The following is a 21,342-nucleotide window of genomic DNA, read 5'->3' as shown; positions in this document are numbered from 1 at the left end:
ACCCACCTGGCCCCGTGCTGGTGCTCGACCGCCCCGGAATCGGTGCTCGATTGACTTCGGAATCGGTGCTCGACTTGGCCCGGTGCACGCAGTGAGCGCACCCCTCCCCAAGTCCCGCCTCCCAGGTGAAGGCTGCGGGCGGGTGGGCGCGGGGGCTGGTGCGTGTGCTTGGGGGGCCTACTGCCAGAAGTCTGGCTGCGGCGGCCCGCGGGCGGGCGCCAAAGGCGCCACGTCGGTGGGCTGCTTCAGGCGCACCAGCACCTGCCGCACCTCAGGCGCCTGCGTCAGCCAGGCCACCACCCGCCGCCTGCCTCCACACCTCTGGCACTTCCAACACGTCCTCGCGGACTGTCCGCTTCAGCAGGCCCGCCCAGTCGAGTCTGGCCGTACGGCAGCGGCGCGCTCCCTGCTCTTCACCTGCTTCGCCGCCCCTACTCTCCCCTTCCTCCGGTGCGGCTGCTGTGGCACAGCGGCGCGCTCCCTGCGCTTCACCTGCTTCGCCGCCCCTACTCTCCCCTTCCTCCGGTGCGGCTGCTGTGGGCAGCTCACCGCTGCTGGGGCCCTACGCCGCGACCAGGTCTGCCGCGTGGAGCTTCACCACCGACCTGCGCCAGGAGCTGGCCGGGCAGGGCACGCAGGTGCTCGGCCTGCACGTGGGCTTCATGGACACCGACATGGCGCGCGGCGTGGAATTCGCCAAGGCCGACCCGACGTGCTCGAAGCCGTCAAGTCGGAAGCGCTGGGCGACGAGCTCACGCGCATGGTGAAGCAGGGCCTGTCGGCCGAGCCGGGCGTCTACCTCGCGCAAATTGCGCGATGATATAGTTGCGGTCACGATGTCGACAGGCCTGATGAAAGGGACCATGCAGGACCAGGCCACGCAGCGCGATTACTGGCTTTGCCAGCTGGCCGGATGGGGCGCCATGGCCGCGCTCGGCGTCCTTTCGTCGACCACCAGCGACTGGCGGCAGATGCTTCCCTTCGTCCTGGGCAAGAGCTTCTGCATGGTGACGGGCCTGGGGCTGTCCCACGCCTGGCATTTCCACCTCAAGCGGCGCGGCTGGGTGGCGCGCCCGAGCGGTATTCCGTTCGGCCGCGTACTCGCCGGCTTGCTGGTCCTGGCCGTGCTGCAGCTGGGCTGCCTGCTGCTGGCCGACCTGATCTTCCGTGGCGGTGCGCTGCTGCGCGATCCAACGGCCGGCCCGCTCGACTATGCCATGCTGCTGGTCCTGGGGTTCGCCGTGTTCTCGGTCTGGACCCTGTGCTATGCCGTCGCCCTCGCGCGCCGGCGCGCGCAACGCGCCGAGCTGGAAAAGCTCCAGCTGGAAGTGAGCGTGAAGGATGCCGAACTGCGGGCCTTGCAGTTCCAGGTCAATCCCCACTTTTTCTTCAATAGCCTGAACAGCATCCGTGCCCTGATCTACAAGGATGCGCCGGCCGCCGCCCATGCCGTGAGCCAGCTCGCGGGCATGATGCGCCAGCGCCTGCAGGCGGGACAGGCTGGGGCCATCACGCTCGGCGCGGAGATGGCCGCCGTCAGCGCTTACCTCGGCATCGAAAAGCTGCGCTTCGACGAGCGCCTGCAGGTCCACATCGACGTGGACGCGGCGCTGGCCGCCACGCCCGTGCCGCCGATGGTGGTGCAGACACTGGTCGAAAACGCCATCAAGCACGGGGTCGAGCGCATGGTCGCGCCCTGCGAAGTCAGGATTTCGGCGAGACTCGGCGACGATGGCCTGGTACGCGTCGAAGTCCGCAACCAAGGGCGGCTCGCCGCTTCCAGTACGTCCACGCGGCTCGGCCTGTCGAACGCCGTCCAGCGGCTGGCGCTGCTGTGCGGCCCGCGGGCGGGCTGCGAGCTCGCCGAGGAAGAGGGCTGGGTGCGCGCCACCGTCACACTGCCACAAGGCTCCGCATGAAAGTCGCCATCATCGATGACGAACGCCTCGCGCGCAGCGAACTGCGCCGCCTGCTCGACGCCCATCCGGACGTCGAAGTCGTGGCCGAAGCGGCCAATGTCGCCGATGGCGTCCATGCCATCCGCGCCATGGCGCCGGACCTCGTCTTCCTCGACATCAGCATGCCCGACGGGAGCGGCTTCGACCTGCTGGCCGCGCTGGAGCGTACCCCGGCCGTCATCTTCACCACGGCGCACGATCAGTATGCGCTCAAGGCATTCGATGCCAACGCGCTCGACTACCTGCTCAAGCCGATCGAACCGCCGCGGCTGGCGCAGGCCCTGCGAAAATGCAGCCGCGAGGCCGCGCCCGCGCCGCCGAAGGCCACGGACGGCAAGGTCTTCATCCAGGATGGAGAGCGCTGCTGGTTCGTGGACGTGGACCAGATCGTGCTGTTCGAATCCGAGGGCAATTACACGCGCGTGTACTTCGACCACCATCGCCCGCTGCTGCTGCGCTCCCTGAACCAGCTCGAGGAGCGGCTCGACCCGCAGCACTTCATGCGGGTGAGCCGCCGCCACATCGTGAACCTCCGCTTCGTGCAGGGCGTGGGGCCATCTCTGGCGGGCGGCCTGGTGTTGCAGCTGCAGGGTGGCCTGAATGTCGACATGTCGCGCCGCCGCGCCGTCGAGTTCAAGCAGCTCAAGCGGCTCTGATCACTGCACGATGTCCACGCTCCGGCGGTTGTCCGCCGCGACGCGGTCGATCAGCAGCTGGCGCGGGTCGATGCACACCTCCGAGGGCTTTTCCGTGACCGTCAGTGTGAGCGTCGATTCGCCGGAAGGCAGTGCGCGGCGCTCCGCGGTCAGCTGGTGCTCGCCCGCGAAGACGGCGATGTCGGCCGGTTCGTCATACTCACGCGGCGTCTCTTTGCCGTGGCCGTCTGCTTCCGACTTCGCCAGCCGCACCGTGACGCGCACATCCCAGCGGCCGTCCGCGCGCCGACTGGCTTGGGCGGCAAGCACGCGGTTGTCATAGAAGACGATACGTTCGAACAGGTCCGTCACCAGCTCCTGTTTGTCGGCAGGCGTTTCGGCGCGCAGGTAGGCGAGCAGGTCGCGGCTCGTGACGTAAGGCGCGGTCTGGTAGCGCTTGTCGTCGAGGAAGCGCCTGAGGGCACGATTGACGGCGGCCTCGCCGATCTCTTCGCGCAGGCGGTAGAACGCCAGGCTCGCCTTGCGGTATTGGAGATAGATTTGGCTCTCGTTGTGCGCCAGGGGCTGCTCCTCGGCGCCCTCGGCGGCGCGGCCACGCAGGTATTCGTCCAGGTCGAAGCGCAGGATGCTGCGCACCTGGTCCGCGCCATAGCGCGCTTCCACAGCCATCAAGGCCGAGTACTCCGCCAGCGATTCCGTGATCAGCCCGCCGCCCTGCACGTTGGCCGCAATGGCCTGGTCGCCCCACCACTGGTGGGCCAGTTCGTGGGCCGTCACGTAGAACACGTGGTCGGCTTTGGCCGGATCGCGCAGGTCGCTGATGAAGCCGAGCGATTCCGAGAAGGGCGTCAGCGTCGGGAAGGCGCGCGCATAGCTGATGTACAGCGGTGTTTCGACGATACGTACCTGCTTGTACGGGTAGGGACCGAAATTGGCCGTGTAATAATCGAGCGCTCCCTTTGCGCCCGCGATCATGCGGTCGATGTTGTAGGCGTGCTGCGCGTCGTAATAGACCTCGATGGGCACATCCTTCCACTGGTCGCGTTTGATGGCCCAGCGCGCGGACTGGAAGCCGAAGAAGGGCAGGATGGGATGGTCCATTTTGTAGTGGAAGTAGCGGCGGCCATCCTTCTCCCAGCTCTTCACGAGCGTGCCGGGCGCCAGCGCGATCTGGTCCGTGCTGGTCGACACGGTGGCTTCGAAGTCGATGAAATCCGCGTCGATGCCGAACAGCTTCCAGTAGTTCTTCGCCTGGGCCTGGCGGTCTTCCAGCTTCGGCATGCGGTGCGGCTCGCCCAGGCCACGCGCCTGGCGGGCCTTGGCATCATCGATTTCCAGCGACTGGTTGTAGCCGAACTTCGGGAAGTAGTCCTCGAAGGCGAACATGGTGCCGTTATCGTTCACGAGGTCTGGCTTGCCATCGTTGGTGAAGCCGGTGCGGCGCACGCCCACCGTGAAGTCGAGCGCTGCGCTGGCGCCGGGAGCCAGCGGCTGGTCGAGCTGCCAATCCTGCACGCCGTAGCGCGTGTCGTCGCGGACCAGGCGTCCGGCGGGCAGCTGCTCGAAGTGCGTCACTGCGCGTAGGTCCTTCTGGATGCGCAGGACAGCCAGCGGCGCCCCGGTCTTGTTCTGCACCACGTAGTGGCCGTGGATGCGCACGGCATGCTCGGACGGGAAGATGTCCACGCCGGCCCTGATCGCGGTGATGGTGGGCAGGGGCAGGTCCATGTCCTTGCGGTAGGCCTTCTCATAACCGGCGCTGAAGTCGAGCTTTGCCTCGCTGGACTGATAATGATTGAGGACATTCGTGTTGTAGTAGATCCAGCCGCCGACCGCCGCGAAGCCGCACACCAGCACGGCGCACGCCGCGCCCGCGCGGCCACGCAGCAACGAGCCGGCAGCCTTCACGCGTGCGCGCCAGCCCGCGTCCGTCCCGCGCACCCAGAAGCCCTGCGCGGCGCACAGCATCGCCGCCGCCAGCAGGAACCAGTACAGCGCGAACCACGCCCAGCCGGTGAGGTAGTGGCCATAACCGTTCATGTCCGAGTAGCGCAGCTCCGGCAGGGAGGCGAAGACCGTGAGGTGATGCTCGATGTGCAGCCCGTGCAGCACGGAGCCGGACAGGAGCAGCGCAATCCCGAGCGCGTAGCCGAGGTACTTGTTGCCCGCCACGACCTGCAGGGCCAGCATGGCCATCGCCATGAGGACGAAGTAGGCCGATGCGACCAGCGTCCCTTTCACATACAGGACCCCATCGACAGGCGCACCGCCGACCACGAACTGGACGCCGATGGCGGCCGCCACGCCGACCAGCAGGAAGACCAACACCACCGCCGCCAGTGCGCCGCATTTGGCGAGCAGCGGCGCCCAGTTCGGCAGGGGCAGGGCGTCCGCCAGGCCGTCGATGCGGGCTTGCCTGTCCTTGTAGAGCAGCTCCCCGCTGAAGAACAACAACACGATGACCAGCACGTCATTGAGCCCGCCCGCGAGCTCCTCGAGCATCAGCCGGGTGAGCGGATACGGCGTGCTGTCGAAGCGCATCCCGCCAATCGTATAGTTGGCGAAGAAGTTCGCGAGCGCGAGCAGCAGCATGACGAGGAAGGGCAGGCTGCGCAGGATGCCGATCGCATCGGCACGCATGAGGCGCGCCGTCTGGCGCCAGGCGGTCGTCCCGTCGAAATGCGGTTCGACGCGCCGAGGTGCGATGGACGGTCGCACGTAGCCACCCGCATCCGGCGCCGCGCGCTGCTTGCGCCATCCACGCCCTGTCCCGGCGCGCAGCGGCTTGAACAGGGCCAGCGTGATGCCGAACATGCCGAGGGCCAGCACGGACCAGAGCGCGCGGTTCATCAGCAGCGCGCCGCCCAGTTCCGGCAGGCGCGTGTTGACGTCGGCGGCAGTGTAGTAGCGCGTGGCCTGGGCCAGTACGCGCACGCCGAACGGATCGAGCAGCACGGCCAATACGGTGCTGTCCGCACGGCCGCCGAGGAAGCCGGCGATCGACCAGAGGGCGACGAAACCGAGCACACCAACGAAGACCAATGTCATCGAGCGCGTCGTCGCCGCCAACAGCACCAGCAGGGCCGATACGAACAGCAGGTTCGGCACGACATACACCAGGAAGCCCCAAACGTAAGCATGCAGCGAGAACGGCCCGATGCGCGCCGGGTCGATGTTGGGCATGCGAGAACCGAGCATCATCGCCGCCGTGATCACGCTAAACACGAGCAGGCAGGTTGCGAAGCCCGCCAGGAAGCGGCCGGTCAGGTAGTCCGCCTTGCGCATCGGCGTGGCGAACAGCATATCGGCCATGCCGACTTCGGTGTCGCGCAGGATGGCGCCCGCCACGAAGACCGTCACGAGGAACATCGCGATGAGGGAGAGAACCGCGAGCTGGTTGACGATCACGGTCGGCGCATTCATGTGCGCGTTGCCGATCGCACCGCCGATGCGGAAGTTGTCGCTGCTGGCGGACAGGAAGGCGATCACCGCCAGCGGCAGGGTGCTGAGCCAAAGCAGCGGCTGGCGCAGGTGGTAACGCAGGTCGAAGGCAAAGAAGCTTTTCCACATGGTCGGCACCTCAGGCAGCAGCGCGCAGCTGGAGGAAGTAGACGTCTTCCAGGCCCGGCTCGACCTGGACGAAGTCCGCACGCGGCTGGGCCTCGGCGAAGATGTTGATCTGCGGTTTGCCGCCCACGAGGCGGGAAGACAGGACCGTGAAGCGCTGCTGGAAGTCCGGGAGGTCCGCGTCGCTCACGGCGCCGCGCCAGATGCGGCCGTTGAGCGTGGCGATGGCGGCCTGCGGCTCGCCTTCTACCAGCACGCGGCCCTTGCCGATGACGGCCATGCGCGCGCACAGGTCCGTCACGTCCTCCACGATATGCGTCGACAGGATCACGATGACCTGCTCCCCGATGCGGGCCAGCAGGTTGAGGAAGCGGTTGCGTTCATCCGGGTCGAGGCCCGCCGTCGGCTCGTCGACGATCACCAGGCGCGGCGCGCCGAGAAGCGCCTGCGCGATGCCGAAGCGCTGGCGCATGCCGCCGGAATAGCTGGCCACGGCCCGCTTGCGCACCTCCCACAGGTTGGTCTGGTGGAGCAGCGCTTCCACGGCCTCCTTGCGCTCGCCGCGCCGGGTCAGGCCCTTGAGGACGGCGAAGTGCTCCAGCAGCTCCAGCGCGCTCACCTTGGGGTAGACGCCGAAGTCCTGCGGCAGGTAACCCAGCCGTCGCCGCAGGGACTGGGGATCGGCCAGCACATCCACGCCGTCCAGGTGGATGCTGCCGCTGTCGGGCGTCTGAAGCGTGGCGATGGTGCGCATCAGCGAGGACTTGCCCGCGCCGTTCGGGCCGAGCAGGCCAAACAGGCCGGTGGGGATGTCCAGGCTGATGTCGTTGGTGGCGTGGACGCCGTTGGCATAGGTCTTGTGCAGGTGGCGCAGCGAGAGCATGGCTTCTTCCTTGGAGTGGGTCGCAAGGAAGAGGCTAGTGAGCCAGCCGGCCGCCAGCAGCGCGCCGAAACGAAGGGCGATCAGCCGTGACGAACGGTCGAAATCAAGGACGAACGGTACCGGCGCGCGACCTTGGATCCTCGCCTTCCTGAGCGTCCGCCCCGGGCATCGTCACCCGAGCCGCTCGGACTCGGCGATGAGCTCGCGCATCAACTCCGCCGCCGGGTGGCCCCGGGACATCGCGACGGCCTGGCCCGCCCAGAGCGCGATGAAGCGGGAGTCCCCCTTGGCCGACGCGGCCCCGCGCAACGGTGTCGTGGCCGCGTGCTGGAGCGGGAAAGGCAGGATGTCTTCCGAGTCCTCCAGTGCCTCCGTGAAGGTGTTGGCCAGTCCCCGGGCCGGACGGCCGGAGAAGGCGCGCGTCACCACGGTCGCGTCGTCGTGTGCCTCGCGGAGCGCGGCCTTGTAGACGGCGGCGATGCCCGACTCGGGGCAGCTCAGGAAGGCCGTGCCGAGCTGCGCGCCGCTGGCCCCGAGCACCCGGGCCGCGGCGATTCCCCGTCCGTCCATGATGCCTCCACTCGCCACCACCGGGAGCTCTTCTGTGGAGCATAGGAGGAACAGGCGCGCTCTTGCGGGGGGGTGCTGGGCGGCGAGGTGGATGAACTCGATGGCTGCACCCGCGCTCTGGCAGGGGCGGGCGGCCTTCGAGGTGCTCTCTGCTGGCGGTGTGAGCGCACCCCTCCCCAAGTCCCGCCTCCCAGGTGAAGGCTGCGGGCGGGTGGGCGCGGGGGCTGGTGCGTGTGCTTGGGGGGCCTACTGCCAGAAGTCTGGCTGGGGCGGCCCGCGTGCGGGCGCCAAAGGCGGCACGTCGGTGGGCAGCTTCAGGTGCACCAGCACCTGCCGCACCGCAGGCGCGTGCGTCAGCCAGGCCACCACCCGCCGCCTGCCTCCACACCTCTGGCACTCCAACACGTCCTCGCGGAATGTCCGCTTCAGCAGGCCCGCCCAGTCGAGTCTGGCCGTACGGCAGCGGCGCGCTCCCTGCGCTTCAGCTACGGGGCGCGCGGTGCGCAGGCGCTGGAGCGGCTGTCACGAGCGGAGGACGGTCGCATCGCCTATCGGATGAAGCGCCCACTGCCGGGCGGCACCACGCACCTCTTCTTCACCGAGTTGGAGTTGCTGCGTCACCTGGCGTCCCTGGTACCCCCGCCTCGGGCGAACCTCACGAGGTTTCATGGCATCTTCGCTCCGGGCGCGAAGCTACGGCCATTTCTGGTCCCCCAAGCGGGAGCGGGAGCGGAGGAGGCGAGCGTGGCGCCTGAAGCGGTGGCGAGACAGGAAGCGAGGAAGGAGCGGCCAGCGCGAGTGGACTGGGCAGGGCTGCTACGAAGGACCTTCGTGCTCGACGTGTTCGCCTGCGCGAGGTGTGGAGGCAGGCGGCGGGTCTTGGCGTACGTGAAGGCAGGCAGGGGAGTGCGCGCGATACTGGCGCACTTGGGCTTGCCCACGGCAGGTGCGCGGCTAGCCCCGGCGCGCGGGCCCCCTCAGGCCGCGGGGTGTTGAGGCTCAAGCTGCCAGGGCCAGGAGAGCCAAGCCCCTGCCGCGCACCTCATGGGCGAGCGGCCAGGGCCGGCGTGTATTCCAACGGGCTGCGCGGCCTGTCCTCCCGCTTGGCTCACGGCTCGGGCGGCCCCTGTCAGCGGCCCTCCACCACACCTCCGCTCCTGCCCTCACCCGCAACATGGCCTCTATCCTGCCTATACGCCGAGCTGATGAGGACTTGGTAAAATTTCTCCTTCGGGTTCATGGGATCCTCTCCTTTCTTGCGTTGGCTTGTTCCGTTCCGAGCTCAGCCCTCTCATCAAATCGTCGGGACCGTGCCGCCGTCGATGACGTACTCGGCGCCATGAATCGAAGCGGCGCGCTCTGAGACCAAGAAGGCGACGAGCTCGGCGACCTCTTCGGGGCGATTGGGGCGGCCGATCGGGATCCCGCCCAGAGAATCCATCAGCCCTTGGCGCGCAGTGTGCTCGTCGACCCCGCGCTCCTCCGCTAGCCGCAGGATGAGACGGTGCGCCGCCATCGTCTCGGTGAACCCCGGCGCGACGGACACCACCCGAACGCCCTTGGGACCAACCTCGTTGGCGAGCCCCTTGCTGTATGTGGCGAGCGCCGCCTTCGCGGCTGCGTACGCGAGCGTCGCGTCGTAGAGCGGAAGGACGCGCTGGATGGAGGTGACATGAACGATCACACCCGATCGCTGCTCGAGCATCGCCGGCAAGAGCGCGCGGTCCAGCCGAACCGCCGCCAGCAAGTTCAGATCGAGCTCGCGCTGCCACTCGTCGTCGGTAAGCGCAGCGAAACCGCCTGCCGGCGCGGATGATCCACCGACGTTGTGAATGAGGATGTCGACGCCGCGGTAGCGGTCGACCACAGCACGAGCGACGGATTGCACGCCGGCGGAGGTGCTGACGTCAGCCTGCACGTAGAGATCCGACGCATCATCTCTCGGCCGCTCGGACCGGGCGGTCGTCGCCACCCTGGCGCCCGCCGCCGCTAGCCGGGAAACGATGGCGGCGCCCACACCTTCGGTGCCGCCGGTGACCAGCGCGCGCTTGCCGGCGAGCTCAGTCGGTGTGACGGGGAACGTCGTCTGAGTCGCCATCATCCGATCTCCAACCGGGAGATCTTCTGACCCTCCAGGGTGAAGGCGTACTGGAGGGTGATCGGGCTCCCGGGAAAGGTCCCGCGCAGCGAGACGAGCACGACGGCCTTCTTGCCCGTTCGGGACGACTCGAGCGGATCGACCTGGTAGTCATACTTCTCGATCGTCTCCTTCATCCACGTGCGAATCGCGGTCAGGCCGTGGTGGTCTCGACCCTCGTCGTGCACGGTCGCGCCCTCGGAGAAGGCGGCGCTCATCGCCGCGACGTCGTGCGCGTTGGTCGCGGCGAAGTAGTCGGCGAGCAGCGGGGGTAGTTTTGCAGTCATGGAGACGTCCTCCTTTCGTTCCTCAGCGAACCTCACAGCCCTCAATCTACGGCCGGTACAGATTTAGAAAACTGGCTATAATCTGCATGTGGTATGAAGCTGTACTAACAAATGCGAGATGACCTAGCGGGACTGCGAGCGCTCCTTTGTGTCGCGGAGAAGAAGAGCTTCACGGCCGCCGCCGCCGAGTTACGGGTGACTCCGTCCGCCGTGAGCCAGACCATCCGCGCGTTGGAGGACCGCATCGGCGTGCGGCTCCTCGCACGCACCACGCGCAACGTGGGGCTCACGGAGGCGGGCGCCCAATTCGTCGCGCGGATCTCGCCCGCCCTCCACCAGATCGACGAGGCGCTCGAATCGCTCGGCGAGCTTCGCAGTCGCCCATCGGGGCTCTTGCGCCTCACGATGCTGCGGACCGGCTACATGGACGTCGTGAGGCCGATCCTCGCGCGTTTCCTCGCCGAGTACCCCGACGTCCGCGTCGACATCTCCCTCGACGAGACCCTCTCGAACATCGTCGCCGAGGGATTCGACGCGGGGCTTCGCCTCGGCCACACCCTCGATCGCGAGATGATCGCGGTCCGAGTGAGCGTCGATCAGCGCCTCGTCGTCGTGGGCTCGCCGAGCTATTTCGCGGCTCGCGGGAAGCCAACGCACCCCCGCGAGCTGCACGCGCATGACTGCATCAACCTGCGCATGCCAACGCGGGGCACGGTCGAGCGGTGGAGGTTCGTCGAGAACGGCAAGGACCTCGAGATCGCGGTGGACGGGCACGTCGTCACGAACGACGGCGCCGTGCTGGTGGACGCCGCCCTCGACGGGCTCGGCCTGGCGTACATCTTCGAGAAAATGGTCACGCGGCACGTGGCGGAGAAGACGCTCGTACGCGTCCTCGACAAGTACTGCCCGCAGTTTCCGGGATACTTCCTCTACTATCCGAGTCGCGTGAACATCGCGCCCAAGCTGAAGGCGCTGGTCGACTTCCTCAAGAGTGGTCAGGGCCGGCATGATCCGACGCGCGCGCAGGCTTCGCGCGCCAAGGGAAAGCCAGCATCATGAGCGATGCGAGGCGCATCGACCGAGCCGTCGTCGAACGGAGCTGGAGGGAGCGCGGCTTCTCGTGCGGGCTCTGGGTCGATCCGCCGGGCCAGGTTCAAGCGGGGAGGGAGGCGGGCCCACAGAAGGAGAGCCTCTGCTTGGCCGCGACGGTGGAGGAGCCGAGGAATCAGAGGACGGCGCGGGTGGATTGGGCCGGGCTGCTCCGCAGGACGTTCGCGTTGGATGTCTTCACCTGTGCCAGGTGTGGAGGCAGGCGCCGGGTGTTGGCGTACCTGATGGCCTATGCATAATGCCCCTCCTCCTCCACACTTATTTGAGCAGCTCCGCGTCCGCTGGAGTTATTTCCCTGGGCCGTGGCGGCCCTCAGCCGATTGAGCGTCGAGCGATCGAGCTTGTACCACCGAGGAGTGCCAGGACCGCCGCCCTCGACACATCGCAGCCAGCCCTTCTCCACCCAGGAGCGCACTACTGTCTCAGTAACGTCCAGCAGTGCGGCGACACCGTGCGTTGAGTACAGGCCGTCAGCCCGGCGCTCCGGCTGTCGAGGCCGTCCTCGCCGTCGTCCCACCGGCTGACGGTGGATGCCGTAGCGCCTGCGCACCCAGCGCACCGCTTGCTTGTCCCAAGCGCGCTTGACTCCGGAGAGCAGCCCCCGTTGGTTCAGCTCAGCCGCTATCTCCCTATCGGTCCTCTTCTGCTCCACCAGTGTGCCAATGAGCTTGATGGTCTCGGGCAAGGTGGCCCTCGTGTAGGAAGGGCGGCGTGCAATGGTCAGGTCGCTGCACGCACCGGTCTGCCATAGCACCTGGATGTGAATACCGCGCTGAGCATAGGAGGAACAGGCGCGCTCTTGCGGGGGGGGCTGGGCGGCGAGGTGGATGAAGTCGATGGCTGCACCCGCGCTCTGGCAGGGGCGGGCGGCCTTCGAGGTGCTCTCTGCTGGCGGTGTGAGCGCACCCCTCCCCAAGTCCCGCCTCCCAGGTGAAGGCTGCGGGCGGGTGGGCGCGGGGGCTGGTGCGTGTGCTTGGGGGGCCTACTGCCAGAAGTCTGGCAGGGGCGGCCCGCGTGCGGGCGCCAAAGGCGGCACGTCGGTGGGCAGCTTCAGGTGCACCAGCACCTGCCGCACCGCAGGCGCGTGCGTCAGGTAGGCCACCACCCGCCGCCTGCCTCCTCACCTCTGGCACTCCAACACGTCCTCGCGGACTGTCCGCTTCTGCAGGCCCGCCCAGTCGAGTCTGGCCGTACGCCAGCGGCGCGCTCCCTGCGCTTCACCTGCTTCGCCGCCCGTACTCTCCCCTTCCGCCGGTGCGGCTGCTGTGGGCACCAGAAATGGCCTGAGTGTCGCCCCCGAGGCGAAAACACCGTGGTAGCGCACCAGGTTGCTCCTCGGCGGCGGCACCAGGGCGGCCAGCCTGCGGAGGAGTTTCAGCCCGGAGAAGCGCAGGTGCGTCGCCCCATCCGGCATGGGTCGCTTCATGCGATAGAGAATGGCTCCGTCCTCCCCTTCCTCGAAGCGCTCGAGGGCCAGCGCTCCACGCGCTCCGTACCGGCAGAGGCGCTCCAGGCCCTCCCTGTCATTGGCATGTAGGTGGGTGTTGGCGTGCAGGGAGAAACCTTCCAAGTACGCGCACCGGGGCACCCTCCTCGGCGGCGGCTTCACGTCCGGGCCGGCGAAGCGCAAGCGCTGCTGCAGGGAGTGCACCTGGTACGCCTGCTTGGCATCCTCGGGCCCCTCCGCTGGCAGCACGCCCCGCCTCTCCAGTAGCCGCAGCACCCGCGTGCGCACCACCGCTACCAGCCTCTCCACCTCCTCCTGGCTTGGAGGGGGTAGCAGCACGAAGCGCACCTCGTCGTCCAGCGGCACCCACACGCCGTCCGGCACCACGGAGTGGAAGTGCGGGGTGAGCTGCAGCGCCGAGCCGAAGTACTGGGTGAAGGTGACGGCCCTTGTCTGCCCACCCCGCGTGCCGAGCCGTCTGGCACGCCGACGCTGCAGCGCGAAGAGGGCCCGCAGGAAGACGCCCAGCACCTCGGACAGCAGGCCCGCGTCCTTCAGCAGCACCCACCGCACGCGGTGCGGGAAGGACAGTGTCCACTGCCGGTAGGGCACTTGTGGCAGCACCTGCTCCACCAGGTGCGCGGCGGTGACGTGGGCGCGCCGGGCGTTGCACGAGGGGCACACGCCACGGCCCTTGCAGGAGAAGGCCACCAGCAAGTCATCCTTGCACGTCCCGCACCACACCCGTGCAAAGCCGTGCGCGAGGACGCCGCACTCGAGGTAGCGCGCGAAGTCGCGGTCCACGTGCCGCGGAAGCCCACGCCCCAACTCCGCGGCCTCGTCCCGCAGGGAGGCCAGGTTCTCCTGCACCGCCCGGTACAGCAGCGTCTTCTCCGGCGGCCGCCTGCGGTACGCATGCCCACCTGTGAGGCGCACCGCACCCGGACAGTCGCCCTCGCCCATCCCGCCCCCTCCACACCCAGGCGAGGACGCTACGGGAGGGCTCCGACACGCCGCCTCCGCGCCGTGCCGTGAGGCAGGGGAAGCGCATCTAAATCTGGGCTGGTGCCAGAGATGGCGCGGGTTAGCCGCCATGTTGGACAGCACCAGGCGGGATGTGGACTACCGGGGACTATGGACAAGTCCCCAGCCCGAACAGCGAGCCTGGCGCAGCACTTCTCGAAGCTGGAGGACCCACGCGTCGAGCGGACGAAGAAGCACTCGCTGATGGACATGCTGGTCATCGCCGTGTGCGGCTTCATATGCGGGGTGGACAGCTGGGTGGCGTTGGAGGAATTCGCCAAGGCGAAGCGCGAGTGGTTTGAAAGCTTCCTTTCGTTGCCCAACGGCATTCCCTCACACGACACCTTCGGCCGTCTCTTCGCAGCGCTCAACCCGGAGGCCTTCAGCCGTTGCTTCATGTCGTGGGTGAAGGCGGTGTCGGAGGCTGGTCGGCGGCGGACATGTGGCTCTTCGCCGCGGAGCTCCCTCAAGCAGGGGCGGAGCCGGGGCAGGAGGAGGAGGAGGAGAGCCCCGCCTTTGCCGTGACGGTGGAGGAGCCGAGGAAGGAGCACACCCCGTTTGGACTGGGCCGGGCTGCTGCTCAGGAGGTTCGCCCTGGATGTGTTCGCGTGCTTGAGGAGTGGAGGCAGGCGGAGGGTGTTGGCGTACGAGAAGGGAGCAGGAGGGGTGAGAGCGATTGTGGAGCACCTGGGGTTGCCCACGGCGAGTGCGCACCTGGCCCCTGCGCGAGGGCCGCCCCAGAGCGCGTGGTGTTGAAGCGCAAGCCGCCCCAACCAGCCAAGAGAGCCAGGCCCCTGCCGCGCCCCTGCTGGGAAGGCGGCTGGGCTGGGCTGGCGTGTGTCTGCTGGAGATGAAAGGCTTCTGCGCCGGCTCGGCGTGCGGCTCATGGGCTCCCCGTCAGCGTCCCTCACCTCCCCCTCTGCTCCCGCCCGCTACGCCCAATAGGGCTCCTGTCCTTCCTATGCTCCAGCGGCCCTCCTCGGCCCCTCCGCTCTCGTCTGCTACGGGGCGCGCGGTGCACTGGCGCTGGAGCGTTTGCCACGAGAGGAGGATGGCCGCATCGCCTACCGCATGAAGCGCCCGCTGCCGGACGGCACCACGCACCTGCTCTTCACCGGGCTGGAACTGTTGGGGCCTTGGTGGCGGTCGCGATCGGTATGTGGCTCGGCGCCGCCCGCGATGGTCCAATATGAAGCCAGTAGCTCGGGTTGTTCAGTCATGATGCCTTGCGTTTACCAGCCCTGGTGCGGTCAATGGTGCTCGACGCGGCGTGAGCAGCAGGAGTTGGACATGATGACGCCCGGGACCCTGAACGAGGGACCCGGGCGTTCGTCGTTTGAGGCCTCAAAGGCGAGAAGACCTCATGGAGGCTCATTGGGCGAGGGTGGGGGCGGCGTGCGACCAGCGGTGCTCGTCGAGTTCGCGGATGATGAACCGGGCGAGATCGGTGCGGGTCACCTTCCATCCGCCCGGGGGGGTTCCGCCATCCTGGACGCGGTAGAGCCCGGTGGGCGTCTTGTCCTCGAGATGGGAGGGGCGAACGAAGGTCCAGTCGAGGGTGCTCTCGCGGACAATCGATTCCATGAGGCGCATGTCGTCGTAGAGCTCCTTGAGCAGGGTGCGAGCGATGCAGCGGTACCAGAACGCGAACTGGGGGTCGTCGTGGCGGACGCCAGCCGAGGAGAGGGCGATGATGCGGCCGACACCGGTGCGTTCCATCGCGGTGACGAGGGCCCGGGCGCCGTCGGAGTAGAGACCGAGCGCGCGCCGGCCGGGAGGGCCGATCGCGGAGACCACGGCGTCGTGGCCCGCTACGGCGGCTTGCACGCTGGCGGGGTCGCGCACGTCGGCGCGCACGACGGCCATCGTCCCTTGCTGGGTAGAGGTCCCGACGGTGACCGGTGGGAACTTCTCCGGGGTGCGGACCGCGGCGGTGACGTCGTGCCCGGCACGCAGAGCCTCCTCGACGATCAAACGGCCAGTGCGTCCATTTGCTCCGAAGATGATCACCCGGCTCACGTGTGCTCTCCCTTCGCGGCCCGCTCCGTCCTGCTAGGACGGCACCTAGTCGCGGCCAACACGCCGGCCCCAGCCATGACATGGAAAGAGATGAACAGGAAATCCATGGCGACGTTCGTCCAGACCTGATGGTTCGATTCGCTGAATTACTGTCCGAACAACCCGTTTTCCGGGAAGTTTTCGGTCCAATATGAGGGGATAGCTCAGGGTTCCACGGCGTCTTCGCTCCAGGCGCCAAACTGCGGCCATTTCTGGTCCCTCAAGCAGGTGAGGAGGAGGTGCGCGCGGGGCTTGAGGCAGCGGGCAGGAAGGAGCGGATGAAGGAGATGACACCGAGAGTAGAGTGGGCCGAGTTGCTCAGGAGGACGTTGGACTTGGACGTGTTCGGCTGCGTGAGGAGTGGAGGCAGGCGGAGTGTATTGGCGTAGGTGAAGGGGGCCCCCGGGGTGAGGGCGATTGTGGAGCACCTGGGCTTGCCCACGGCCTGTGCGAGGTTGGCCCCGGCGCGAGGGCCAGCCCAGGCCGCGAGGTGTTGAGGCGCAAGACAGCCACCAGGCCGGCGGCCCCAGCCACGCACCTGATGGGAGCGAGGCCTGGGCAGGCGTGTACCCCAAGGGGGTTCAAGCGGTCTGTCCACCGGCCGGGAGCATCGCTCGGGAGGCCCCGTCAGCGGCCCTCCTCGGCCCCTCCGCTCCAGCCCTCACCCTCAACAGGGCCTCTCTCCCGCCTATATGTATACGTCTCCCGCGCGCGCCCACATCCCGTGTTCACTCTCCTGGGCTCATACTGATTCACGACTCAGTCAGATGAGGCGTGAATCAGGCCCGCCTGGAGATAGGAAACGCGAGCGACTCCGGCGTACCAGCGCGGGTCAGGCGCTCTTCTTCGACAATGAGCCCGCGAACTTCATCGGAGGGGGACTCCACCCGCCTTCGTATGCGCGAGGCTCCGGGACGTAGAGCCGCATGACCGCGTAGAACGGGGCAGCAGGGGCTGGCAGCCAGTTCGGATCCCCCCCCTTATCTTCCGACAGGCGATCCTTCTGGAGGTAGATGGTGATGGAGCCGTCCTCCCCACGCGTGAAGTCGTCCATCATCGTGCTGTTCACCAGATACTTATTGATGGGGTTGTTGATGAGCAATTGGGTCTTGGCGTCATACATCGTGATGGACCAGAACGCCTTGGCCGGTGGCAGTTCGGTCAGGGTGATCGTGTATTTAGACGTCGAGCCATCAGGTATCTGATCCGCATCATCCACGCTGTAGAACGGATAGATGGCTTCCTGCTTGGAGTTTCCGTAGATTCCGTTCTTCGCCCCCGCGAAGCGGTACAGGTAGTTGTTGTTGAGGGATTCCCGCGTACCGAAAAAGTCGTTTGAGTTCGCCTCGCCTGTGGCGACTTGCTTGTTGAGTGTCTCGAACTCCTCCCATGCATCGGCAATGCCTGCTTCGAAAGCCGCAAGCATGTCGGGGCTCAGGGACTTCACATCGAACGGCAGGCCGGCGCCCACTCCGATTCGAGCGAAACGCTCCATCAACCCCACCTCGGTGGGATTGGTGGGGCAGAATTGGAGCATGAAATTGATGACGCCGAAGACCTCGGGTGTCTTGCTCTTATCTCCGACAACGGGGGACGGCCAATTCTTGATGGAAGGAGCACGGGGCGGCTTCGAGGTCCCGAGAAACTCACTCAGGGTCTGGACCTTATACTGACGCTGGAGGTCCTGGACTGCGGAAATTTCTCCAGAATCGAAGAGCTGCGTGCGTCCGATAAGCAGGGCGAAATGACTCTCGCAGTAGCAGATGCCATCGAACCTGGACCTGTCCCCGCCCTCCCACGAGGGGCCCGCCAGCAGGAAGTGGCCCCCACCGTTCCCGGTAGCCCGGGTGCCGATGTAGCTGAAGTTGAACGTGTAGAGGTCGATCAACTGGAACGAGAAGTAGCGCCTCTCCGGCACCATGGCCGGCACGCTGATCACCAAAGGCTCTGCTCTGAGATCCGCGGAGATGAATGAGTAGGGGGTATCGGAGTTCGGCGTCACGATGGCCGTGTCAGCCGGGGTGAACACCTTGGAGTCATTGAAGATCTGATTGAAGGGAGCCTTGTAGTTCCCGCTCTCCGGATCAATGGAGTAGGCATAGATTGTGTTGTAATTTTCGGAAAGAGGCCATCCATACAGATAGGCATCCTTGACAATGGCGCGCGCCTCGGCGGGGCTGACCGTGATAGGCATACCACTCCTTGGTTTGGGGAGCTGAAACGATATGAAGTTTGAACATTCCGTCGCAAGCGACAAAATCACGCGCCTGCGTTTTCCAACGGGGCGTCGCTCAGGTGGATGGTGATTGGTGTCGCAACGGGTCGGGCTGTGTGTCTCGACTCGAGGGCTGATAAATCCCAATCTCTCACACTACGAAAGGGTGGACTCTCAACCAACGTGCAGGCCGGGTGCGTGGCCGATGGCTGACTGCCCGAGGCGGCAGTGCCCCATGGCGTACCTGCTTGCCCGAGGCACCTCGCGCGAGGCGGAAGCGACGGCGCTCCCTCAAGCAGGTGCGGAGGAGGTGCGCGCGGGGCTTGAGGCAGCGGCCAGGAAGGAGAGGACGCCGCGAGTGGATGGGGCAGAGTTGCTGAAGAGGACGTTCGACATCGACGTGTTCGCCTGCGTGAGGTGTGGAGGCAGGCGGCGGGTCTTGGCGTACGTGACGGCCCCCGCCGGGGTGCGCTCGATATTGGAGCACCTGGGACTGCCCACGCAGGCGCTGAAGCGGGCCCCGGCCCGGGGAGCACCCCAGCAGGCGTGGTGCTGAAGCGAGGGCGGCCAGGGCAGGGGTGTGCCCCAAGAGGTTGTACCGTCCCGTGTAACCGGCGCGGCGCGCGGCCTTGCTGGCCCCGGCAGCGGCCCTTCTCGGCCCCTCCTCTCCTGCCCTCACCCTCAACATGGCTTCTCTCCCGCCTATACGCCGCGCCGAGGTGATCGCCACGAACACGCCCTGGTTGCGCGACCACACGCACAATCCGGCGAACACCGCCGTCCGCCAGAAGCGCCCATCCCAGGCGGAGGCGAACGCGCCGAGCGACAGCAGCAGGAACAGCCCCTCGGTGTGGTGCGAGTGCAGCGTGAAGCTGGCCGGGCTGAAGAGGAAGAAGAACCACCCCCATGCGGTCCAGGAATAGCCCCGCGTCACGATGTTGCTGTAGAGCTCGGAATCCCAGTGCTGCAGGCCCTCCAGCAGCGGAATGCCCCGACGGACCGCGATCCAGCCCCACAGCCCGAAGTGGTGCACCAGCAGGAGCGCGGAGAGCCCCTGCACGAGCCGGAGCTCCGGACGCTCCACCTGCTTCCTGCGCTCGCTCATGTGGATGTGGCCGCGGCCATGGGCTCGGCGTCCTCGGAGAGGGAGACTGCTGGGGCGTCGGGGAAATCCATGCGCAGCCAGAGTACCAGTGGGCAAGGCAATCTACGTCACCTCGACGCGCTTCTTTAGCTCCAACTTGCGCGGGTGGCGGTCCAGCCCCCGCCCTATCTCCGCGACGACGTCCCTCAGCCAGAGAGAGCCCGGGTCCATCTGTGCCCGTGTCGGGCGGAACATGAATTCCTCGAAGGTTCCCGGGTCGATGGGCGGGGGGACCGCCAGGAGTGACAGACAGGCGGCATGCGCTTCAATCAAGCGCTGAGGAACGAATGCCACGAGGTCGGTACGGGCGGCCACGTGCAGTGCCTGCAGGTAGCTCGGCACGGCCAGCGCGATGTTCCGCTCGACGCCCTGTTCCCGCAGCCATGTGTCGATGGGATCCTCTCGCTGTCCCCTTCCGACGACCGCGACATGCCGGGCCGCCCGGAAAGGCTCCAGCCGCTTCAGGCGTGTGCCCACGGGATGCTCGCGCCGGAGGGCGAGTGCCTCCGTGTCGGAGAAGAGCCGCTGCCGGTGGAAGCCCACGAAGGATTCGCTCGTGCACGCGATGACGAGGTCGATGGAGTGTGCGAACTCGGCGGTCATGACGGCGGGCCCGCGCCAGGGCGTCACGTCGAGCCGGACATGCGGTGCCTGTTCGGCCAACCGTTGCTCCAGGGGCGGCAGGAGGAGGTCGCCGACGTGGTCGGGCATCATGAGCGCGAAGCGCCGCGTGCTGGTCGCGGGGTCGAAATGCTCGGTGGCGAAGAGCCTCCGCACCTGATGGAGGGCGTCGGCGAGGGGCTTGCGCAGGGACTCCGCACGAGGCGTCAACACCATGCGCGCGCCCACGCGGACGAGCAGTGGATCGCCCATGGCCGCGCGCAGGCGGTTGAGCGCGTGGCTCATCGCGGGCTGGGAGAGGCCGACCCTCATCGCCGCGCGCTTCACGCTCGTGTCCAGCAGCAGGGCGTCGAGCGCGACGAGGAGGTTGAGGTCGAGGGAAGCCAGATTCATGGCGTGAATTCACACCATGAGGGCCATCGATTGGAAGAAGGGGCGCCAGCGGGCCAGTCTCTCCGCGGAACCTTCAAGGAGGAGCGTTCGATGGGTGCGATGGAAAACAAGCAGATGCTGCAGCGAGTCTTCGCCGAGCTGGCGAAGGGCAATGGAGCGCCCTTCGTGGAGAGCCTGGCGGATGATGCCCGGTGGACCATCATCGGAACGACGAGCTGGTCAAGGACATACCAGGGAATGAAGGCGATCCGCACCGAGCTCCTGGACCCCCTGTTCTCCCGATTCGCCGACCGGTACACGGCCACCGCGCACCGCTTCATCGCCGAGGATGACCATGTGGCCGTCGAGGTCCGGGGACGCGTCACCACGAAGGAGGGGAGGCCGTACAACAACACATACTGTTACGTCTTCCGTCTCGCCGATGGCAAGGTGCGGGAGCTGACCGAGTACTGCGACACGGAGCTCGTCGCGATGGCGCTGGGCAGCCCGGGCATTCCCCCAGGAGCCCGGTAGCCACACTCCCGCCACGACGCGCCCCCCTTGGGATTCCCGGCTGGGGGCCACTGTTCGTTTCAGGTCCGAGCCGTTGGCACCAGGCGAACACCCTGGGGAATGAGGAAGGAAGCCGCCGCGAAAGGAGAGACCTTCGCGCCTGGCGCGAGCGTGAGGCGGTAACGGCGCGCCACCGTCGCGATGACGAGCACCAGTGCCAGCTTCGCGAGTGAAGCGCCCATGCACAGGCGCGGGCCACCCCCGAAGGCTCCTCCCGCTGAGAGCATCCACCGCGCCTGTCCTCCCCGCCCTCACCGGCCGCGGGGGGGCTGGTACTGATCGCCCTCCGTGCACACCGTGTCTCCCTCAAGCGGGGAGGGAGGCGGGCCCACAGAAGGAGAGCCTCTGCTTGGCCGCGACGGAGGAGGAGCCGAGGAAGCAGAGGACGGCGCGGGTGGAGTGGGCCGGGCTGCTGCGCAGGACGGAAGGCCCTGGACGTGTTCGCCTGTCCGCGGTGTGGAATGTCGAGGGAGGAACGCCACTCGGCGTGACGGTGGACGAACTCAACGCATGGATGGATGAGGAGTCTCATCCGTAAATCTCCACACCCAGGGTCCGCTCGCGTCGTTCAGCGTGACATCCAGGGTCCCGCCTACCGGCAGGCTGGCCGTCCAGAGAGCCCCGTGCGGCCGGAGTTCGATCAACACGTCCTCCAGGACATAGACCATCTCGGCCGTGTCGAAGCGTGCCCGGCCGCGCCCCTTGAAGACATTCCGGGGTG

At 67.1% G+C, this 21,342-nt stretch carries 21 protein-coding genes and 1 pseudogene; 10 read left to right on the top strand and 12 right to left on the bottom strand.

Going from position 1 to position 21,342, the window contains the following annotated elements:
- The first annotated feature begins 536 nt into the window (after positions 1-536).
- From DAT35_RS56855 to DAT35_RS56845, 3 genes are all read left to right on the top strand, one after another.
- Positions 537-767: a hypothetical protein gene (locus DAT35_RS56855; protein ID WP_108077836.1), complete on the top strand. Its 231-nt coding sequence runs from the start codon at positions 537-539 to the stop codon at positions 765-767.
- Positions 768-863: 96 nt separating this feature from the next.
- Positions 864-1,919, top strand: coding sequence for a sensor histidine kinase (locus DAT35_RS56850; protein ID WP_108077835.1), 1,056 nt, complete (start codon positions 864-866; stop codon positions 1,917-1,919).
- Positions 1,916-2,614 carry a LytTR family DNA-binding domain-containing protein gene (locus DAT35_RS56845; protein ID WP_108077834.1) on the top strand — a complete coding sequence of 233 codons (699 nt, stop codon included), beginning with the start codon at positions 1,916-1,918 and terminating at the stop codon, positions 2,612-2,614. Before DAT35_RS56850 ends, DAT35_RS56845 begins: the two co-directional genes overlap by 4 nt.
- On the opposite strand, the gene DAT35_RS56840 is transcribed toward DAT35_RS56845, so the two are convergent.
- The 3 genes from DAT35_RS56840 to DAT35_RS56830 form a co-directional block, all read right to left on the bottom strand.
- Positions 2,615-6,184: a M1 family aminopeptidase gene (locus tag DAT35_RS56840; protein WP_108077833.1), complete on the bottom strand. Its 3,570-nt coding sequence runs from the start codon at positions 6,182-6,184 to the stop codon at positions 2,615-2,617.
- 10 nt (positions 6,185-6,194) lie between these two features.
- Complete coding sequence (locus tag DAT35_RS56835) at positions 6,195-7,064, bottom strand: ABC transporter ATP-binding protein (protein WP_108077832.1); 870 nt, start codon at positions 7,062-7,064, stop codon at positions 6,195-6,197.
- Between the two features lie 171 nt (positions 7,065-7,235).
- Positions 7,236-7,655 (bottom strand): nitronate monooxygenase family protein, encoded by a 420-nt coding sequence (locus DAT35_RS56830; RefSeq protein WP_304466094.1) that lies wholly within the window; start codon positions 7,653-7,655, stop codon positions 7,236-7,238.
- A 210-nt stretch (positions 7,656-7,865) separates the two neighbouring features.
- Here DAT35_RS56830 and DAT35_RS61695 point away from each other — a divergent pair, with 210 nt between their 5' ends.
- Positions 7,866-8,630 (top strand): transposase, encoded by a 765-nt coding sequence (locus DAT35_RS61695; protein WP_369946727.1) that lies wholly within the window; start codon positions 7,866-7,868, stop codon positions 8,628-8,630.
- A 298-nt stretch (positions 8,631-8,928) separates the two neighbouring features.
- Here the strand turns inward: DAT35_RS61695 and DAT35_RS56805 are convergent, their stop codons facing one another.
- Positions 8,929-9,735, bottom strand: a complete 807-nt coding sequence (locus tag DAT35_RS56805) for an SDR family oxidoreductase (RefSeq protein WP_233262308.1) — start codon at positions 9,733-9,735, stop codon at positions 8,929-8,931.
- Positions 9,732-10,058 (bottom strand): nuclear transport factor 2 family protein, encoded by a 327-nt coding sequence (locus DAT35_RS56800; RefSeq protein ID WP_108077830.1) that lies wholly within the window; start codon positions 10,056-10,058, stop codon positions 9,732-9,734. Before DAT35_RS56800 ends, DAT35_RS56805 begins: the two co-directional genes overlap by 4 nt.
- Before the next feature lie 111 nt (positions 10,059-10,169).
- Here DAT35_RS56800 and DAT35_RS56795 point away from each other — a divergent pair, with 111 nt between their 5' ends.
- Positions 10,170-11,117 carry a LysR family transcriptional regulator gene (locus tag DAT35_RS56795; protein ID WP_108077829.1) on the top strand — a complete coding sequence of 316 codons (948 nt, stop codon included), beginning with the start codon at positions 10,170-10,172 and terminating at the stop codon, positions 11,115-11,117.
- Entirely contained in the window at positions 11,114-11,407 is a 294-nt protein-coding gene (locus tag DAT35_RS61690; RefSeq protein ID WP_233262307.1) for a hypothetical protein, read from the top strand. The genes DAT35_RS56795 and DAT35_RS61690 overlap by 4 nt, the downstream gene beginning before the upstream one ends.
- Here the strand turns inward: DAT35_RS61690 and DAT35_RS58660 are convergent.
- Together DAT35_RS58660 and DAT35_RS56780 are read right to left on the bottom strand one after the other, a co-directional pair.
- Positions 11,398-11,853, bottom strand: a complete 456-nt coding sequence (locus DAT35_RS58660; RefSeq protein WP_146210327.1) for a hypothetical protein — start codon at positions 11,851-11,853, stop codon at positions 11,398-11,400. The two genes, DAT35_RS61690 and DAT35_RS58660, sit on opposite strands and share 10 nt — an antisense overlap.
- 435 nt (positions 11,854-12,288) lie before the next feature.
- Positions 12,289-13,578, bottom strand: a complete 1,290-nt coding sequence (locus DAT35_RS56780) for a transposase (protein WP_233262306.1) — start codon at positions 13,576-13,578, stop codon at positions 12,289-12,291.
- A gap of 111 nt (positions 13,579-13,689) precedes the next feature.
- On the opposite strand from DAT35_RS56780, the gene DAT35_RS56775 reads away from it, so the two are divergent.
- Positions 13,690-14,163, top strand: a complete 474-nt coding sequence (locus tag DAT35_RS56775; RefSeq protein WP_108077842.1) for an ISAs1 family transposase — start codon at positions 13,690-13,692, stop codon at positions 14,161-14,163.
- An 846-nt stretch (positions 14,164-15,009) separates the two neighbouring features.
- Here DAT35_RS56775 and DAT35_RS56760 read toward each other — a convergent pair.
- Together DAT35_RS56760 and DAT35_RS56750 are read right to left on the bottom strand one after the other, a co-directional pair.
- On the bottom strand, positions 15,010-15,657 hold the full coding sequence (locus tag DAT35_RS56760) for an NAD(P)-dependent oxidoreductase (RefSeq protein WP_108077828.1): 648 nt from the start codon (positions 15,655-15,657) through the stop codon (positions 15,010-15,012).
- A gap of 871 nt (positions 15,658-16,528) precedes the next feature.
- Positions 16,529-17,890 carry a DUF1254 domain-containing protein gene (locus tag DAT35_RS56750; RefSeq protein ID WP_108077827.1) on the bottom strand — a complete coding sequence of 454 codons (1,362 nt, stop codon included), beginning with the start codon at positions 17,888-17,890 and terminating at the stop codon, positions 16,529-16,531.
- 195 nt (positions 17,891-18,085) lie between these two features.
- Between DAT35_RS56750 and DAT35_RS62635 the strand changes: the two are divergent.
- Positions 18,086-18,248, top strand: a pseudogene (locus DAT35_RS62635) (ISKra4 family transposase); the annotation flags it as partial.
- A 382-nt stretch (positions 18,249-18,630) separates the two neighbouring features.
- Entirely contained in the window at positions 18,631-18,834 is a 204-nt protein-coding gene (locus DAT35_RS62630; RefSeq protein ID WP_146210326.1) for a hypothetical protein, read from the top strand.
- Positions 18,835-19,118: 284 nt separating this feature from the next.
- Here DAT35_RS62630 and DAT35_RS56730 read toward each other — a convergent pair whose 3' ends face one another.
- Positions 19,119-20,069, bottom strand: a complete 951-nt coding sequence (locus tag DAT35_RS56730) for a LysR family transcriptional regulator (protein WP_108077824.1) — start codon at positions 20,067-20,069, stop codon at positions 19,119-19,121.
- 90 nt (positions 20,070-20,159) lie between these two features.
- On the opposite strand from DAT35_RS56730, the gene DAT35_RS56725 reads away from it, so the two are divergent.
- On the top strand, positions 20,160-20,582 hold the full coding sequence (locus tag DAT35_RS56725; protein WP_108077823.1) for a nuclear transport factor 2 family protein: 423 nt from the start codon (positions 20,160-20,162) through the stop codon (positions 20,580-20,582).
- Positions 20,583-20,641: 59 nt separating this feature from the next.
- Here DAT35_RS56725 and DAT35_RS56720 read toward each other — a convergent pair whose 3' ends face one another.
- Both DAT35_RS56720 and DAT35_RS61685 read right to left on the bottom strand, forming a co-directional pair.
- The gene (locus DAT35_RS56720; protein WP_108077822.1) at positions 20,642-20,848 is read right to left on the bottom strand and encodes a cytochrome P450; all 207 of its coding nucleotides are present in this window, start codon (positions 20,846-20,848) and stop codon (positions 20,642-20,644) included.
- A 276-nt stretch (positions 20,849-21,124) separates the two neighbouring features.
- On the bottom strand, positions 21,125-21,342 hold a 218-nt coding region (locus tag DAT35_RS61685; protein ID WP_158502309.1), incomplete at its 5' end, for a hypothetical protein.

The sequence above is a fragment of the Vitiosangium sp. GDMCC 1.1324 genome, from assembly GCF_003044305.1.
Classification (GTDB): Bacteria; Myxococcota; Myxococcia; order Myxococcales; family Myxococcaceae; genus Archangium.
The sequence above is the reverse complement of the archived record's forward strand: the minus strand, read 5'-3'. Positions and strand labels throughout refer to the sequence as shown.

What these genes read in the sequence shown, in the direction of transcription:
- DAT35_RS56850 (WP_108077835.1), top strand. Translation starts at nt 864, where the DNA reads ATGCAGGACCAGGCCACGCAGCGCGATTACTGGCTTTGCCAGCTGGCC.
- DAT35_RS56845 (WP_108077834.1), top strand. Translation starts at nt 1,916, where the DNA reads ATGAAAGTCGCCATCATCGATGACGAACGCCTCGCGCGCAGCGAACTG.
- DAT35_RS56840 (WP_108077833.1), bottom strand. Translation starts at nt 6,184, where the DNA reads ATGTGGAAAAGCTTCTTTGCCTTCGACCTGCGTTACCACCTGCGCCAG.
- DAT35_RS56835 (WP_108077832.1), bottom strand. Translation starts at nt 7,064, where the DNA reads ATGCTCTCGCTGCGCCACCTGCACAAGACCTATGCCAACGGCGTCCAC.
- DAT35_RS56805 (WP_233262308.1), bottom strand. Translation starts at nt 9,735, where the DNA reads ATGATGGCGACTCAGACGACGTTCCCCGTCACACCGACTGAGCTCGCC.
- DAT35_RS56800 (WP_108077830.1), bottom strand. Translation starts at nt 10,058, where the DNA reads ATGACTGCAAAACTACCCCCGCTGCTCGCCGACTACTTCGCCGCGACC.
- DAT35_RS56795 (WP_108077829.1), top strand. Translation starts at nt 10,170, where the DNA reads ATGCGAGATGACCTAGCGGGACTGCGAGCGCTCCTTTGTGTCGCGGAG.
- DAT35_RS61690 (WP_233262307.1), top strand. Translation starts at nt 11,114, where the DNA reads ATGAGCGATGCGAGGCGCATCGACCGAGCCGTCGTCGAACGGAGCTGG.
- DAT35_RS56780 (WP_233262306.1), bottom strand. Translation starts at nt 13,578, where the DNA reads ATGGGCGAGGGCGACTGTCCGGGTGCGGTGCGCCTCACAGGTGGGCAT.
- DAT35_RS56775 (WP_108077842.1), top strand. Translation starts at nt 13,690, where the DNA reads ATGGCGCGGGTTAGCCGCCATGTTGGACAGCACCAGGCGGGATGTGGA.
- DAT35_RS56750 (WP_108077827.1), bottom strand. Translation starts at nt 17,890, where the DNA reads ATGCCTATCACGGTCAGCCCCGCCGAGGCGCGCGCCATTGTCAAGGAT.
- DAT35_RS56730 (WP_108077824.1), bottom strand. Translation starts at nt 20,069, where the DNA reads ATGAATCTGGCTTCCCTCGACCTCAACCTCCTCGTCGCGCTCGACGCC.
- DAT35_RS56725 (WP_108077823.1), top strand. Translation starts at nt 20,160, where the DNA reads ATGGGTGCGATGGAAAACAAGCAGATGCTGCAGCGAGTCTTCGCCGAG.
- DAT35_RS56720 (WP_108077822.1), bottom strand. Translation starts at nt 20,848, where the DNA reads ATGCTCTCAGCGGGAGGAGCCTTCGGGGGTGGCCCGCGCCTGTGCATG.